At 69.6% G+C, this 15980-nt stretch carries 14 protein-coding genes and 1 pseudogene; 12 read left to right on the forward strand and 3 right to left on the reverse strand.

The features are described 5' to 3' along the window. Positions 1-5 precede the first annotated feature (5 nt). Genes ACWPN8_RS30165 through ACWPN8_RS30185 form a run of 5 tightly spaced genes read left to right on the forward strand, consistent with a single transcriptional unit; the run spans position 6 to position 4546 of the window. The gene (locus tag ACWPN8_RS30165) at positions 6-911 is read left to right on the forward strand and encodes an NAD(P)-dependent methylenetetrahydromethanopterin dehydrogenase (RefSeq protein ID WP_492243444.1); all 906 of its coding nucleotides are present in this window, start codon (positions 6-8) and stop codon (positions 909-911) included. Beyond that, positions 908-1915, forward strand: coding sequence for a methenyltetrahydromethanopterin cyclohydrolase (gene mch, locus ACWPN8_RS30170; protein ID WP_492243445.1), 1008 nt, complete (start codon positions 908-910; stop codon positions 1913-1915). Before ACWPN8_RS30165 ends, mch begins: the two co-directional genes overlap by 4 nt. Further along, positions 1912-2766 (forward strand): triphosphoribosyl-dephospho-CoA synthase, encoded by an 855-nt coding sequence (locus tag ACWPN8_RS30175; protein WP_492243446.1) that lies wholly within the window; start codon positions 1912-1914, stop codon positions 2764-2766. Before mch ends, ACWPN8_RS30175 begins: the two co-directional genes overlap by 4 nt. Beyond that, positions 2763-3710 (forward strand): quinoprotein relay system zinc metallohydrolase 2, encoded by a 948-nt coding sequence (locus tag ACWPN8_RS30180; protein ID WP_492243447.1) that lies wholly within the window; start codon positions 2763-2765, stop codon positions 3708-3710. The genes ACWPN8_RS30175 and ACWPN8_RS30180 overlap by 4 nt, the downstream gene beginning before the upstream one ends. A gap of 11 nt (positions 3711-3721) precedes the next feature. Then, the gene (locus ACWPN8_RS30185) at positions 3722-4546 is read left to right on the forward strand and encodes a quinoprotein dehydrogenase-associated SoxYZ-like carrier (protein ID WP_492243448.1); all 825 of its coding nucleotides are present in this window, start codon (positions 3722-3724) and stop codon (positions 4544-4546) included. Positions 4547-4553: 7 nt separating this feature from the next. Here ACWPN8_RS30185 and ACWPN8_RS30190 read toward each other — a convergent pair whose 3' ends face one another. Both ACWPN8_RS30190 and ACWPN8_RS30195 read right to left on the reverse strand, forming a co-directional pair. Next, on the reverse strand, positions 4554-4898 hold the full coding sequence (locus ACWPN8_RS30190) for a hypothetical protein (protein WP_492243449.1): 345 nt from the start codon (positions 4896-4898) through the stop codon (positions 4554-4556). A gap of 154 nt (positions 4899-5052) precedes the next feature. Next, positions 5053-5247, reverse strand: a complete 195-nt coding sequence (locus ACWPN8_RS30195; protein WP_492243450.1) for a hypothetical protein — start codon at positions 5245-5247, stop codon at positions 5053-5055. A gap of 319 nt (positions 5248-5566) precedes the next feature. On the opposite strand from ACWPN8_RS30195, the pseudogene tcuA reads away from it, so the two are divergent. Both tcuA and tcuB read left to right on the forward strand, forming a co-directional pair. Further along, a pseudogene (gene tcuA / locus ACWPN8_RS30200) lies at positions 5567-6936 on the forward strand (FAD-dependent tricarballylate dehydrogenase TcuA). After that, positions 6923-8053 carry a tricarballylate utilization 4Fe-4S protein TcuB gene (gene tcuB / locus ACWPN8_RS30205; protein WP_492243451.1) on the forward strand — a complete coding sequence of 377 codons (1131 nt, stop codon included), beginning with the start codon at positions 6923-6925 and terminating at the stop codon, positions 8051-8053. Before tcuA ends, tcuB begins: the two are co-directional and overlap by 14 nt. Positions 8054-8083: 30 nt before the next feature. On the opposite strand, the gene ACWPN8_RS30210 is transcribed toward tcuB, so the two are convergent. Continuing rightward, positions 8084-9664, reverse strand: coding sequence for an aldehyde dehydrogenase (NADP(+)) (locus ACWPN8_RS30210; protein ID WP_492243452.1), 1581 nt, complete (start codon positions 9662-9664; stop codon positions 8084-8086). A 260-nt stretch (positions 9665-9924) separates the two neighbouring features. On the opposite strand from ACWPN8_RS30210, the gene ACWPN8_RS30215 reads away from it, so the two are divergent. The 5 genes from ACWPN8_RS30215 (at position 9925) to gudD (ending at position 15933) form a co-directional block, all read left to right on the forward strand. After that, positions 9925-10656 carry a FadR/GntR family transcriptional regulator gene (locus ACWPN8_RS30215; RefSeq protein WP_492243453.1) on the forward strand — a complete coding sequence of 244 codons (732 nt, stop codon included), beginning with the start codon at positions 9925-9927 and terminating at the stop codon, positions 10654-10656. A gap of 309 nt (positions 10657-10965) precedes the next feature. Next, positions 10966-11877 (forward strand): 5-dehydro-4-deoxyglucarate dehydratase, encoded by a 912-nt coding sequence (kdgD, locus tag ACWPN8_RS30220; RefSeq protein ID WP_492243454.1) that lies wholly within the window; start codon positions 10966-10968, stop codon positions 11875-11877. A gap of 162 nt (positions 11878-12039) precedes the next feature. Beyond that, complete coding sequence (locus ACWPN8_RS30225) at positions 12040-13428, forward strand: MFS transporter (RefSeq protein WP_109446646.1); 1389 nt, start codon at positions 12040-12042, stop codon at positions 13426-13428. A 37-nt stretch (positions 13429-13465) separates the two neighbouring features. Further along, a complete protein-coding gene (locus ACWPN8_RS30230; RefSeq protein WP_109446648.1) occupies positions 13466-14554 on the forward strand; it encodes a mannonate dehydratase in 1089 nt (362 codons plus the stop codon). A gap of 53 nt (positions 14555-14607) precedes the next feature. Continuing rightward, positions 14608-15933, forward strand: coding sequence for a glucarate dehydratase (gene gudD, locus ACWPN8_RS30235; protein ID WP_492243455.1), 1326 nt, complete (start codon positions 14608-14610; stop codon positions 15931-15933). Positions 15934-15980 lie beyond the last annotated feature (47 nt).

Raw genomic sequence — 15980 nt, forward strand, 5'->3', positions numbered from 1 at the left:
CAGGCATGGGCGCCCCTTATGTGCTGCACATGATCACGCCGCTGGCGAATGTCAGCCCGTTCGACGTCAACATGGCCGTGGATGCCGGCATCGATACGGTGGTGCCCTACACCGGCATCGAGACCGCGCAGGTCGAGGCGCTGACGCAGGATGCCATGTTCTCCCGCGATCCGAAGAACGCGGTGCGCACCGGCCTGTTCATCGGCGGGCGCGATGCGGCGATGGCGCTGGACATGCTGGAGGTGGCGCGCAAGGCGATGTTCCCGCCCTTCCGGATCTCGGTCTTCGCCGACCCGTCCGGCGCCTTCACCACCGCCGCCGCCATGGTCGCCGTGGTCGAGCGTGCGCTGCGGCGGCTGGGGGTGGAGGGCCTGACCGGCCTGGATGTCCAGGTCTATGGCGCCACCGGCGTCGTCGGGGGCATCGCCGGACTGATCGCTGCCCAGGCCGGCGGCAGCGTCACCCTGGTCAGCCATCGCGGCGTGTCGGCCGTGCAGGGCAAGGCGGAGGAGTTCGGCCAGCGTTACGGCGTCACGCTGTCCTGCGCCGACACATCGACCGGCGGCAAGGCGGCGCTGATGGAGCGGGCGGAGGTCGTGCTGGCCTGCGGCAAGGCGGGGGTGACGGTGCTGACCGCCGACGATCTGCGCGCGGCCAAGCGTCTGCGCGTCGCCGCCGACATCAACGCCGTGCCGCCGGCCGGGGTGGACGGGGTCGGCGTGCAGGACGACGGCGTTTCCCTGCCTGCCCAACCGAACGCCGTCGGCATCGGCGCTCTCGCCATCGGCAACGTCAAGTTCAAGGTCCAGCACCATCTGCTGGAGCGGATGCAGACCGGTGGCACCGCCGTCGCCTTCGATTTCCAGGATGCGATGGACGCGGCGCGCACCATCGCCGGAAAGGGCAAATGATGACTCGACCTGCGATGACCGGGCGCCCCAGCCTGTCGGTCCTGTCCGCTCCCCTCGCCGCCGCCCTGGTCGCCGATGCGGTGCGGTTGCGGCTCGGTATCGACCGTGTGGCCGGCGCCACCGTCGTCGATGGCGGGATCGCCCATCCCGGCGGGCTGGAGGCCGGACGCCGCATCGCCGAGCTGTGCATGGGCGGTCTCGGCCGGGTGACGCTCCAGGCCGACACCCGGTCGGACCGCTGGCCGTTCCAGGTCGCGGTGCACAGCACCGACCCGGTGCTGGCCTGCCTCGGCAGCCAATATGCCGGCTGGAGCCTGTCGCACAAGGACGAGGGCGGCTCCTTCTTCGCGCTCGGCTCCGGTCCCGGCCGCGCACTCGCCCGCAAGGAGCCGCTGTTCGACGAGCTGGGCTATGCCGACAGCGGCGACCATGCCGTGCTGGTGCTGGAAAGCGGCACCGTGCCGCCGGCGCCGCTGGTCGAACGGATCGCAATCGGGTGCGGGGTGGCGGCGGAGCGGCTGACGCTGGTGCTGACGCCGACGGCCAGCCTCGCCGGCACGGTGCAGATCGTCGCCCGCGTGCTGGAGGTCGCCATGCACAAGGTGCACGCACTGGGCTTCCCGCTGGACCATGTCGCCGACGGCATCGGCGTCGCCCCGTTGCCGCCGCCCGGCAAGGGCTTCGTCGAGGCGATGGGGCGGACCAACGACGCCATCCTGTTCGGCGGCACCGTCCAGCTCTTCGTCACCGGACCCGACGATGCCGCCGCCGATCTGGCCAAACGCCTGCCCAGCACGGAGTCCCGCGATTACGGCCGCCCTTTCGCCGAGGTGTTCGCGGCGGTGAACAAGGACTTCTACGCCATCGACCCGCTGCTGTTCGCCCCGGCGCGCGTGGTGGTCACCGCGCTCGACAGCGGCCGCAGCTTTCACGGCGGGCATCTTGCCTCGGAGATGCTCGACCGGTCCTTCGGCGGGGCGGAGGGTGCGGGAACGGAGCGATGAGCGCTGTCGCCGCGGAACTGTTCATGGCCGTTTGCCGGGCGGAGGTGATGGCGCTGAAGCCCGGCAACGTCCATGTGCATGCCGCCGGCCATGGCATGACGGTGGAGGATTTCCTGTTGTCGGCGGAAGCCGCGGCGCCCGAGATCGCCCGCTCCGGTGCCCCGGTCGGCGACCGCATCCTGCGGGCGGTGCAGGCAACCCGCAGGGCTGTCGGCTGCAATACCAACCTGGGCATCCTGCTGCTCTGCGCCCCGCTGGCCCGCGCCGCCGAGAGTCCAAAAACGCACTCACTGCGCGACAGGCTGTCCAGCGTGCTGGCGGCGCTGACGGTCGAGGATGCCGAGGCCGCCTTCGAGGCGATCCGCCTCGCATCGCCCGGCGGGCTCGGTCGTGCCGCGGAGCATGACGTCGCCGGCCCGGCGACGGTGGATCTGCGGACCGCCATGGCGGCGGCCCGGTCGCGCGACCGCATCGCCGCCCAATATGCCGACGGCTTCCGGGATGTCTTCGACATCGGTGTCGCCCGCGCCCGGTCGATGCCGGACAGCGACGCCGTCACGGTCGCAGAAGCCGTTTATCTGGAGTTCCTGACCGCCTTTCCCGACAGCCATATCCTGCGCAAGCAGGGAGAGGATCGCGCCACGGCCGTGCTGTCCGAAGCCCGCGAGGTGCGCCGGCAGGTCGCCGCGGCATCCTCGGCGGCCATCCGGCGGGGGCATCTGTTCGTCTTCGATGCGCACCTGAAATGGCGGGGCATCAACCCCGGCACCTCCGCCGACCTGACCGTCGCCAGCCTCTTCGCCCATCGTCTGGAGCATGCGCAGGCCGGCTACGAGGGAGCGCAGTCATGACGTCCGCGCTCGATGTCTGTGGCTCGGCTGGACGGGCTGGGCCTGTCGCCGTGGGGATATTCCTCGTCACGGCGGCTCTGGCAGCATCGGCGGAACCGCTGGCCATGACGGAGGTCGCGCCCGGGGTCTTTGTCCACCAGGGGGCCATCGCCGAGCCGGCGCCGGACAACGCTGGCGACACGGCCAACATGGGCTTCATCGTCGGCGACAGCTTTGTCGCGGTCATCGACACCGGCGGCACGCCGGAGCTGGGGGTGCGTCTCAGCGAGGCCATTGCGGCGCGGACCGGCAGGAAACCGGTCATCGTCATCAACACCCACATGCACCCCGACCATGTCTTCGGCAACGCCGCCTTCGCCGGCGTGCCCATCGCCGGCCATGCCAACCTGCGCGACGCGCTGGCCGCCCGCCAGGAAGTCTACCGTCAACGGCTGACCGAGGAGCTGGGTGCCGGGGCGGCGGCCGGGATCGCCCCGGTCCGGGTCGACCGGCCGGTGGCCGAAGAGGTGCGGGTCGACCTGGGCAACCGCATCCTCGTGCTGACCGCCTATCCGACCGCGCACACCAACAACGACCTGACCGTCTTCGACCGTAAGACGGGGACGCTGTTCACGGGCGACCTGCTGTTCGTCGACCATGTCCCGGCGGTCGACGGCAATGCCATGGGCTGGCTTCGGGTGATCGACCGGCTGGAGCGGGTGCCGGCGGTGCGTGCCGTCCCCGGCCATGGACCGGCCCGCGTGGCCTGGCCGGGAGCGCTGGATGCCCAGCGGCGCTACCTGACGGTGCTGGTGGAGGGGGTGCGCCGGGTGTTGAGGGCGGGCGGCGGCATCCAGGACGCCGTCGCCCATGTGGCGGAGGAGGAGCGGGAGCGCTGGCTGTTGTTCGATGCCTACAACCCGCGCAACGTCACGGCGACCTTCGCCGAACTCGAATGGGAATAGGAGCGGGAGCGATGATGCGATATCCGCCGATGGGGCTGCTGGCCGGCCTCCTGATCGTCCTGTCCATGCCGGGTCATGCCGCCACCGATGCGGCGGAGGATGCCGCGCGCTGGGACATGCTGCACGACATGTATTTCAAGGACCGCCCGGTCGAGGAGGCCGGCGCCCTCATCCGCATAGAGGCGCCGGCCCGTGCCCATGACGCCGCCCTGGTCCCGGTGCGGATCGAGGTGGAGCCGTCGCTTCGCCTGAAGTCGCTGTCCCTGCTGGTCGACAAGAACCCGGTGCCGCTGGCCGCCACCTTCCGCTTCGGACCGGCCAGCGCCGGCAGCGGCATCGAGACCCGCGTGCGCGTCAACGAATACACCAACATCCATGCGGTGGGCGAGACGGAGGACGGCCGCTTGCTGATGACGGCGGTCTACGTCAAGGCCGCCGGCGGCTGCTCCGCTCCCGCCGTCAAGGACCCGCAGGAGGCGATGGCGCGTCTCGGTCGCATCAAGGTGAAGCTTCCGGAGACGCTGTCCCCCGGCAGCTCCGCCACCGCCCAGGTGATGGTCAGCCACCCCAACAGCAGCGGGCTCCAGTTCGATCAGGTCAGCCGCACCTACATCCCCGCCCACTATATCCAGTCGATCGTCATCCGCGCCGGCGGCCGGACGGTGCTGGAGGCGGACACCGACATTTCCATCAGCGAGGATCCGAACCTGCGCTTCAGTTTCCTGCCCAGCGCGGGCGGCAGCCTGGATGTGGTCGCGCAGGACACCAAGGGCGCCACCTTCACCCACAGCGTTTCATTGAGCGCCGGTAACGCCAAGGACGGTCCGGCGTTGTAGCCTTCCCTCAGAAGCACTGGCGGTCGGCAGCGACCTGGGCCTGGCGGAAGCGGTCCATCAAATCCTTGGCCCATCCGGAGCTGCGGAAGATCCCGGCCCGTTCGCCCGGCTGGTCGGCCATCACCTTCACCGTCTCGATGGCGGTGTAGTCGTCATAGGTGATGCGGTCGGCGATGGCGTCGATGCTGCACGCGCATTTCTCCATGACGATGTGCGACTGCCCGTTCGACGCCATGCAGGCGATCACATAATCGGCCCGCGCCGCCGTGGGATAGTCGTTGGCCGGGCCGGCGGCTGCCGGGGCAGCCGACAGCAAGGCCGTGGCGAGGATGAACGCGATGCGAACAGGCATGCCCAAACCCCTTCCATCCCGGTCCATCGGGCTTGCGCCCTTGGGCCCTCGATGATTGCCGTATAAACAATCATGGATACGGATGGAATTGGCAGGCTCAAAAGAGGTGGGCCTCTTTCGGGGAGATGCGATGGTATCGCCGGATCCTGTGAGGTCAGATCTGGCGCGGTTCGCACTTCCAGCGGCGCACAGTGTATTTCGGGTGCTGCTCCGCCCATTCGGCGGCGCGGAACAGGCCGTTGCGCGAACAGGCCATCACATTGACGAACGGCTCCTGGAACTGCGGGCGTTCGACGGTGCAGCGGTCCGGACTGGAAACAAGGCAAACCACGAAGATCAACTCGATCATGACAACTCCAGCCGTCATGGAGTGGGGGAGCGACCTCGGTTGGGCGCCTCGATCCGGCGGGCGGCCGTCCAGGTTCATGAGCGGGGTTATGTTGCGCTGCACACAAAATCTGTGCAGGAGTCAAGCATGGCTTATGGAAAACCAATTTTGCCTTAACAAGGCGGGGAGGCCATCGTCCCGGTGCGGCACCTTCCGGTGGCCGCTGCGCTGTGTCGCAGGTGCCGCCTCTTCCCCTGCCATGCCGTCCGGGGCTAAAGCCATGCTTTCCAGGCTTCGTCCGGCAGACCGGGGGCGGACCGCCTTCTGCTGCGACGGATCGATGACCCGCGTTTCGTGCGACTGCGATGTTCTGGTGGTGGGCGGCGGCAACGCGGCGCTCTGCGCCGCAATCGCCGCCCGCCGGGCCGGGGCTGCGGTCCTGCTGCTGGAGGCCGCGCCCAGGTCGCTGCGTGGAGGAAACGCCCGCCACTCCCGCAACATGCGGGTCATGCACGACGCACCGACACCGTGGGTGCAGGGGTGCTATCCGGCCGACGATTACCGGGCCGACCTGCAACGGCTGGCCGGGGCTGCCGCAACGTCCGCCGATGGCGGGCTGGCGCGCCGGTTCATCGACGCCAGTGCCGACATTCTCGATTGGCTGGCCGGCAACGGCGTGCGGTTTCACCGCGGCACCGACGACGTCCTGCCCTACAGCCGCAAGACCGCCTTCTTCCTGGGCGGGGGAAAGCTCTGGTCAACGCGCTCTACGCCATGGCGGAAGCGCTGGGCGTCGTCGTCCGCTACGACAGCACCGTGCGCGCCCTGCATCTGCGGGACGGGCCACCGGCCGTCACCGTCGGCGATGTGGGCATCGCCATACGGGCAGGAGCGCTCGTCGTCGCCTCCGGCGGGTTCCAGGCCGATCCCGGCTGGCTTCGGCGGCAGTGGGGCGGGGCTGCCGGCGCAGTCACGGTCCGCGGCACCCCGCATGCGACGGGCGTCCCGCTGAAGGCACTGCTGGAGGAGGGGGCGGACCCGGTTGGGGCGGCCGACCGCTGCCATATGGTGGCCGTGGATGGCCGCGCTCCGCCGTTCGACGGCGGCATCGTCACGCGGCTGGATGGCCTTCCCCATGGCATCGTCGTGGACCGGGACGGCCGGCGTTTCGCCGACGAAGGGGCGGTCGTCGGGCCGTCGCGCTACACGGCCTGGGGCGAGCTGGTGGCCCGCTGCCCCGGTGCCGTCGCCTTTTCGGTCTTCGATTCCGCCATTGCCGGGCGGTTCCGGCCCTCCATCTTCCCGGCGATCCAGGCGGACAGCGTCGGCGGGCTGGCCTCGGCTCTGGGCATCGGTCCGCCGGCGCTGGAGTCCACGGTGGCGGCCTTCAACGCCGCGGTCGCCGGCGGCGGCGCGACGGCGGGCATCCATCCGCCGAAGACCCGGCTGGCCGCGCCGGTCACGGTCCCGCCCTTCGGCGCCTACCCGGTGCGGGCCGGCGTCACCTCCACCTGCCTGGGGGTGCGGGTCGATGGGCAGGCACGCGTGCTGCGGCCGGACGGGACGGCCATCGACGGAGTCCATGCCGCCGGAATCATCATGGCGCCCAACATCCTGGGAACGGGTTATCTGGCGGGGAGCGCCATGACCATCGGCGCCGTGTTCGGCCGCATCGCCGGTCGGGAGGCCGCAGCTCATGCTCTGCGCTGACGATACCCAACGGATCGCGGCGGATGCCCGCCGGGCGCTGGACATCTGCAACGCCTGCCGGTTCTGCGACGGCTACTGCGCCGTCTTCCCTGCGCTGAAATCGCGGCGGTCGGTGTCGGTGGAGGATCTGGCCTTCCTGTCCAACCTCTGCCACAACTGCAGGTCCTGCTATCATGCCTGCCAATACGCGCCGCCCCACGCTTTCGACCTCAACCTGCCGAAAAGCCTGAGTCTGGTCCGGCAGCAGTCCTATCGCGACCATGTCTGGCCGCCGCTGCTCAGGGGACGAGTGCCCCATGCGGGATGGTCCGCGGTTGCCGCCATGGCTGCCGTCGTCCTGTCGGCGGTCGCCCTCGTGGTCGTTCCGGCCCTGCTGTGGGTCCCGCCGGAGACGCTGTTCGCGCGACAATCGGGGCCGGGCGCCTTCTACCGGCTGGTGCCGTGGAAAATTATCGCCGGTGTCGCCGGGGGGGCGATGCTGTGGTCGCTGATCGCCATCGGCTTCAGTGTCGCATCCTTCTGGCGCGGCATGGGACCGGCCCCGGCCGGCGTGCCGCTGTTGCCGGCGCTGCGCGATGCCCTGTCCGACGCCGCCACCTTGCGCAATCTCGGCGGCGGCGGGGCCGGCTGCAACGACCGGGATGACGGCTTTTCCCAGGCGCGTCGCCGCTTCCACCACGCGCTGTTCTACGGGATGGCGCTGTGCTTCGCCTCGACCGGCGTGGCAACCGTGTACGATCATCTGCTGGGGTGGCCGGCACCGTATCCGCCGGCGAGCCTGCCGGTCCTGTTCGGCAGTCTTGGCGGGGTCGGCATGGTGATCGGCACGGCTGGGCTGGCCTTGCTGAAGCTGCGCGCCGATCCCGCGCCTGTGGCGGCGAGCCTTACCGGTGCGGACTGTGCCTTGCTGGCGCTGCTGTTCCTGGTGGCGGCCAGCGGCCTGGGGCTGATGGCTCTGCGCGAGACGGCGGCGATGGGACCGCTGCTGCTGGTCCATCTCGGCCTCGTCCTCGGCTGGTTCGCAACGCTGCCCTACAGCAAGTCCCTGCACGCCCCCTTCCGCTTCGCCGCCCTGTTGCGGGCAGCGATGGAGCGGCGGGGCAGGGGCAGGGGCTGACTTGCCGCTGCCCCACGTCCCGACAGACGGTCAGTCGTGCCCCAATTCCCCATCGACCCGGCGCCAGATCCCTTGCGGGTTGCCGTCGCGCAGGGCCTCCGGCAGCAGCTCTGCCGGGATGTCCTGGTAGCAGACCGGGCGCAGGAAGCGGCGGATCGCCAGCGTGCCCACCGAGGTGCTGCGCGGGTCCGAGGTCGCCGGGAACGGGCCGCCATGCACCATCGCGTGGCAGACCTCCACCCCGGTCGGCCAGCCGTTCGCCAGGATGCGGCCGGCCTTGCGCTCCAGCGTCGGGATCAGCCCGGCCACCGCCGCCTTGTCCGCCCCATCCATCTGCAAGGTCGCCGTCAGTTGCCCCTCCAGCCTTTCCGCCACCGCCGTCATCGCCGCCACGTCCGCGCAGCGGATCAGCAGCGAGGCGGCGCCGAACACCTCCTCCTGCAACTCCGTGCCGGCCAGGAAGGCCTCCGCCGTCGTGGTGAAGAAGGCCGCCTGCGCCTGGTTCGGCCCGCTGCAGGCCAGGCCGCGCGCCAGCGTCGTCACGGCACCGCTGCCGGCCAGCTTGGCGACGCCGCTGTCGAAGGCGGCATGGATGCCCGGCGTCAGCATGGTCGAGGCGACGCTGCCGCCGATGGCCTCCACCGCAGCATCGACGAAGCGGTCGAGGTCCGGCCCGTCCACCGCCAGCAGGATGCCGGGGTTGGTGCAGAATTGCCCGGCCCCCATGGTCAGCGAGGCGACGAACGCCTTGCCCAGCGCCTCGGCGCGCGAGGCCAGCGCCGCCGGCATCAGGAAGACCGGGTTGATGCTGCTCATCTCGGCATAGACCGGGATCGGTTCCGGCCGCCTGGCCGCCACCCCCATCAGCGCCAGCCCGCCGCCGCGCGAGCCGGTGAAGCCGACCGCCTTGATCCGCGGATCGGCGACCAGCGCCGTGCCGATCTCGTTGCCGGTGCCGAACAGCAGGGAGAAGACCCCCTCAGGCAGGCCGCAGGATGCCACCGCCGCCTGAACGGCGCGGCCGACGAGTTCCGAGGTGCCGGGATGGGCGCCATGGCCCTTGACGACCACCGGGCAGCCGGCGGCAAAGGCGGACGCGGTGTCGCCGCCGGCCACCGAGAAGGCGAGCGGGAAGTTCGACGCACCGAACACCGCGACCGGCCCCAGCGCGATGTGCCGCTGGCGGATGTCGGCGCGCGGCAGCGGCGTGCGGCTCGGCAGCGCCGGGTCGACGCGGGCCTCGATCCAGCTTCCTTCGCGCACCACTTGGGCGAACAGGCGGAGCTGGCCGACGGTGCGGCCGCGCTCGCCCTCCAGCCGGGCGCGCGGCAGGCCGGTCTCGGCCATGGCGCGGGTGATGAGGTCGTCGCCGATGTCGAGGATGTTCTGGGCGACCGCCTCGAGGAAGGCGGCGCGCTGCTCCAGGCCGGTCTCGCGGAAGGCGTCGAAGGCGGCCCAGGCCAGCGCGCAGGCGCGCTCCACCTCGGCCGCACCGCCGCCGCTGAAGACGGGGTCCAGCGCCTCGCCGGTGGCGGGGTCGACGGCGCGGAACCCGCCCTGGCCGCCGCGGTGCGCCGTGGCGCCGATCAGCATCTCGCCGGTGATGATCATCTTGGGGTCTCCTTCAAGGGCGGAGCGCCGGGGGAGGGGCGTCCGCCGACAAGAGCGGCCGAACATTCGTTGGAGAGGCGATCTATCATGACATCAGTCATCATACAAGTGGGGCGGTGCGGAGCGGCCCCGATCTGCTGCCTTTCCATGGGCCGGCAGGCCGGCTTGTCTATTGTCGTATAGGTTTTGTGGGTGTTAACTCTGGGCATGGAGTGGTGACGGGCGGTCCGTCCCGGAACCGGGTTTGGGTGAGGATGGTGATGACAGCGCGCAGGCGCCGGGACCCGCTGGCGAAGCAACTGGTGGATGCCCTGGCCGAACGGATCTCCAGCGGACAGTTCAAGAGTGGCGACCGGCTGCCGAGCGAACAAGACCTGATCGACGAATTCGGTGTCAGCCGCACCGTGGTGCGCGAGGCTATCGCCAACCTGAAGGCGGTCGGCATGGTCTCCACCCGGCAGGGGCTGGGGGCCTTCGTCCTGCGCGACGCCGCGATCCTGCCCTTCCGCATCGAGGAATTGACGTTGGAGGCGGTGAACGAGGCGATCTCGGTGCTGGAAGTCCGCATCAGCCTGGAATCGGAGGCCGCCTATCTCGCCGCCATCCGCCGCGACGATGCCCAGCTTGCCCGCATGCGCGAGGCGCTGGACACGATGACGGCGGCGGTGGAGGCGGGAGAGGATGCCATCGACGCCGATCTGGCCTTTCACAGCGCCATCGCCGCGGCGACCGGAAACAAGCATTTCCTGGCCCTGTTCTCCTATCTCGGATCGTTGCTGATCCCGCGCGCCCGCGTGCGCTACGGGCATCTGGAGGGGGATTCGCGCCGCCAATACCTCCGGCGGATCAACGACGAGCACCAGACCATCTACTCCGCCATCGAACGCCAGGACCCGGAGGGCGCCCGGGCCGCCATCCGCCTGCATTTGAACGGCAGCCGCGACCGGCTGCGCGCCGGCGGGGATTTCAAGGCGGCCGCCGCCACGGGCTGAACGTTCGCCCGTTTCGGGTTTGCGGGATCAGGGGACGCTGTCGGACCGCCGGCCGCGTCCCTTTTGCTTTGTGGACCGGCTTTCGCCATGTCCGGATTGGTGGGGAGGCGGATTGCCGTCATCCGCATCAAACCACTTGTATGATGACTGATATGATGATAATCGTCCTGTCATCGGATGACGACGGTGTCGGACGGATCGCCGCGAGCCCGGCCCGGATCCTCCAGACACGCCATCGTTCAAAAGCCACCATGCCCGCAGCCTTTCCCCTGCGGATCGTGTCTCCACCGTTTTCCAAGGATGCTCCCGATGGAACCGCAAGCCCTGAAGGCCGTCGTCAGCGAAGGTCTCCTGTCGTTCCCGCTAACCGATTTCACCGCCGACGGCACCTTCGAGCCGGGCGGCTATGCCCGCCGCCTGGAATGGCTGAAGCCCTACGGCGCGTCGGCCCTGTTCGCCGCCGGCGGCACCGGCGAGCTGTTCTCGCTGACGCCCGACGAGCACAGGAGCATCGTCTCGCTGGCCGTCGAGGTCTGCGGCAAGGAGGTGCCGATCATCGCCGGCGTCGGCTATTCCACCCGCATCGCCATCGAGATGGCGCGGGCCGCCGAGAAGGCCGGGGCCGCCGGCATCCTGGTGCTGCCGCACTACCTGACGGAAGCCGACCAGGAGGGCGTCGCCGCCCATGTCGAGGCGATCTGCAAGTCGGTCGGCATCGGCGTCATCATCTACAACCGCGCCACCTGCAAGCTGGGCGCCGACCGTCTGGCGACGCTGGCGGAGCGCTGCCCCAACCTGATCGGCTTCAAGGACGGGCTGGGCGACATCGAGATGATGACGACCATCCGCCGCAGGATGGGCGACCGCTTCAGCTATCTGGGCGGCCTGCCGACCGCCGAGGTCTACGCCGCGGCCTATCGCGCCATCGGCGTCCCGGTCTATTCGTCCGCTGTCTTCAACTTCATCCCGCGCACGGCGATGGAGTTCTACCAAGCGGTCGCCGTCGGCGACACCGCCACCACCGACCGGCTGCTCGACCGGTTCTTCCTGCCCTATCTGGCGATCCGCAACCGCAAGGCCGGCTATGCCGTCAGCATCGTCAAGGCGGGCGCCGCCATCGTCGGCCGTCCCGCCGGCCCGGTGCGCGCGCCGCTGATCGACTGCACCCCGGCCGAGGTGGAGGACCTGCGCGCCCTGATCGACGCGCTGGGACCCCAGTAAGCCGCTAAACCCGCGGCAACGAGCCATCGCCGGACGGGCAGGCGCCGGGCTTCAGTTCCCGACGCCGGACACAAGGTGCAGCCAGCAAGCCGGATCCGCCAATCGGGTCCGGGAACGGACTGCCGCGCCTGCCCGCCCTCATGCCTTGAGGGAGGAAATTTCATGACAATCGAGAGCACCGCCGCCAACGCCGAGCGCGCGTCCTATTCGACCGCTGCCGCCGCCGCCGCCCAGCCCGCCGCCAAGCGGACCAACGTCCGCTATCTCATCCTCGCGATGCTGTTCCTCGTCACGGTCATCAATTACGCCGACCGGGCGACCCTCTCCATCACCGGTCCGGTGATCTCGAAGGAGCTGGGCATCAGCGCCGCGGAGATGGGCTTCATCTTCTCCGCCTTCGGCTGGGCCTATGTGCTGGGCCAGCTGCCGGGCGGCTGGCTGCTCGACCGCTACGGGTCGAAGATCGTCTATGCGCTCAGCATCTTCATTTGGTCGGCCTTCACCCTGATGCAGGGCAGCATCGGCTTCCTGGCCGGCGGGACGGCGGTCGCCATGCTGTTCGCGCTGCGCTTCGCCGTCGGTCTGGCGGAGGCGCCGTCCTTCCCCGGCAACAGCCGCGTCGTCGCCGCGTGGTTCCCCGGCCAGGAGCGGGCCACCGCGTCCGCCATCTTCAACTCCGCCCAGTATTTCGCGACCGTGATCTTCGCGCCGCTGATGGGCTGGCTGACCCATTCCTTCGGCTGGCACTGGGTGTTCGGCGTCATGGGCGGGCTGGGCATCATCATGGCCGCGGTGTGGATGAAGACCGTCTACGCGCCGAAGGATCATCCCCGCATCAATCAGGCCGAGCTGGACTATATCGCGGCCGGCGGCGGCCTGATCAACATGGACGACGGCCGGAAGAAGGCGGCTTCGGCCGAGAGCGGAGCGAAGTGGGATTACATCCGCCAGCTCTTCGCCAGCCGCATGATGGTCGGCATTTTCCTCGGCCAGTTCTGCATCAACGCCATCACCTACTTCTTCATCACCTGGTTCCCGGTCTATCTGGTCCAGGCCCGCGGCATGTCGATCCTGAACGCCGGCTTCATCGCCTCGATCCCGGCGATCTGCGGCTTCGCCGGCGGCATCCTGGGCGGCGTGATGTCGGACGCCATGCTGCGCCGGGGCTATTCCCTGACCGCGGCGCGCAAGACGCCGATCGTGCTGGGCATGCTGATGTCGATGGCGATGATCGCCTGCAACTACACCGACCTTCAGTGGGTGGTGGTGTCGCTGATGGCGCTGGCCTTCTTCGGCAAGGGCATCGGCGCGCTGGGCTGGGCCGTGATGTCGGACTGCGCGCCGAAGGAGATCACCGGCCTCAGCGGCGGCGTGTTCAACATGTGCGGCAACATCTCGTCGATCACCACGCCGATCGTCATCGGCTACATCATCCAGACCACCGGCTCCTTCAACGGCGCCCTGGTCTTCGTCGGCGCCAACGCCCTGATCGCCGCGGTCAGCTATCTGGTCGTCGTCGGCGAGATCAAGCGGATGGAACTGAAGCGGTAATCGTCGCCTTCGAGCGGTCTGGCAGAGGGTCTTTCCCATGTATATCGGCGAACAGCTCATCAACCCCACCGACAAGCGCCTGCGCCTGTCCGCCCAGCTCGGCGCCCGGGGCATCGTCATCGACAGCCGGCCGAACGCGCCGGTGATGGCCGGCGGCGACGTCGAGGCCGGGCTGTGGGACGGCCGCAAGGTCGCCGACCAGCGCAAGTGGGTGGAGGGCCATGGCCTGACGCTGGATTGCCTGGCGCTGGACGTCGGCTCCATCCTGCTCGACAGCCTGCGGGCGCCGGAGAAGGCGGCGGCCACCGCCGAGCGGCTGCGCCACAACATCCGCGCCGCCGCCGACGGCGGGGTCGACACGGTGAAATACACGGTCGCCATGGTCGGCATCACCCGCACCGGCGTGGTCGACGGCCGCGGCGGCATGAAGTGCAGCACTTTCCGCGCCGACGAGTACAAGGCGGAGAACGATGCCCGCTTCTCCTACTGGGGCACCGTTCTGCCGGAGGACGAGACGGGGACCAAGCCGTCGCCGCTGGACGCGCGCGGCGCGCCGGAAACCTGCGGGCAGGTGATGGCGGGCGAGGCCGGCGGCGTCAGCGAGGCCGACGGCTGGCGCGCCATCGAATATCTGGTCGAGGCCATCCTGCCGACCGCCGAGAAGGCCGGCGTGAGGCTTGCCTGCCACCCGCACGACCCGGCCTATCCGCCGGGGGGCCTGAACGGCGTGCATCATGTGCTGGGCTCGCTCGACGGACTGCGGCGCTTCGTCAATCTGGCGCCGGAGAGCAAGTCGCTCGGCTTCAACTTCTGCCAGGGCACCATCGCCGAGATGTCGCGCAACCCGACCGAAACGGTGCTGGAGGCGATCCGCGAGTTCGGCCCGCAGAACCGCATCTTCATGGTCCATTTCCGCAACATCAAGGGCGGCTACCTCGACTTCCGCGAGGCGATGCCGGACGAGGGGTCGGTCGACATGGCAGCCTGCATCCGCGCCTACCGCGAGGTCGGGTACCAGGGCATCCTCTGCCCCGACCATGTGCCCTTCTCCGAGCTGGACCCCGACCGCGAGCGCTTCTTCGCCTTCGCGCTCGGCTACACCCAGGCGCTGCTGCAAGCCGCCTGACCCGCCCCTCCCGCCTTTCCCGCTTTTCGAGACACCGCATCATGGCAATTCAGATGTCGTCGCCCAAAGTCACCGAAATGCTGGTCGTGCCGGTCGCCGGCCAGGACAGCATGCTGCTGAACCTGTCGGGCGCCCATGCGCCCCACTTCACCCGCAACGTGGTGATCCTGAAGGACAGCACCGGCCATACCGGCGTCGGCGAGGTGCCGGGCGGCGAGCGGATCCGCCAGACGCTGGAGGATGCCCGCGCCCTGGTGGTCGGCCAGCCGGTCGGCGCCTGGAACGCCATCCTCAACAGCGTGCGCCGCGGCTTCGCCGACCGCGATTCCGGCGGGCGCGGTTTGCAGACCTTCGACCTGCGCATCACCATCCATGCGGTGACGGCGCTGGAGGCGGCGCTGCTCGACCTGCTGGGCCAGTTCCTGGAGGTGCCGGTGGCGGCCCTGCTGGGCGAGGGGCAGCAGCGCGACGCGGTGGAGATGCTGGGCTACCTGTTCTACGTCGGCGACCGCAACAGGACCGATCTGGGCTACCGCGCCGAGCCGGACGCCAAGAACGACTGGTTCCGTCTGCGCAACGAGGTGGCGCTGACCCCTGACGCGGTGGTGCGGCTGGCCGAGGCGGCGCACGACCGCTACGGCTTCAACGACTTCAAGCTGAAGGGCGGCGTGCTGCGCGGCGAGGAGGAGATCGAGGCGGTGACGGCGCTGGCCAAGCGCTTCCCCCAGGCCCGCGTCACGCTCGATCCCAACGGCGCGTGGTCGCTGGAGGAGGCGATCCGGCTGTGCAAGGGGAAGGGCGACGTGCTGGCCTATGCCGAGGATCCCTGCGGCGCCGAGCAGGGCTTCTCCGGCCGCGAGGCGATGGCGGAGTTCCGCCGCGCCACCGGCCTGCCGACCGCCACCAACATGATCGCCACCGACTGGCGCCAGATGGGCCATGCCATCCAGTTGCAGTCGGTCGACATCCCGCTGGCCGACCCGCATTTCTGGACCATGCAGGGGTCCGTCCGCGTCGCCCAGATGTGCCATGAATGGGGCCTGACCTGGGGGTCGCACTCCAACAACCATTTCGACATCTCGCTGGCGATGTTCACCCATGTCGCCGCAGCGGCGCCGGGCCGGATCACCGCCATCGACACCCACTGGATCTGGCAGGACGGCCAGCGCCTGACGAAGGAACCGTTCCGCATCGAGGGCGGTCTGGTCGCCGTGCCGCAGAGGCCGGGGCTGGGCGTCGAGATCGACATGGACGAGCTGGCGAAGGCGCACGACCTCTACAAGCGGCACGGGCTGGGTGCCCGCGACGACGCCACGGCGATGCAGTACCTGGTCCCCGGCTGGACGTTCGACAACAAGCGGCCGTGCCTGGTGCGGTGAGGTTGTGAGTTTTCGATGAGGGTTCATCCCCTCTCCCCCCCGGGGAG

The sequence above is a fragment of the Azospirillum sp. UENF 112521 genome (assembly GCF_058780665.1).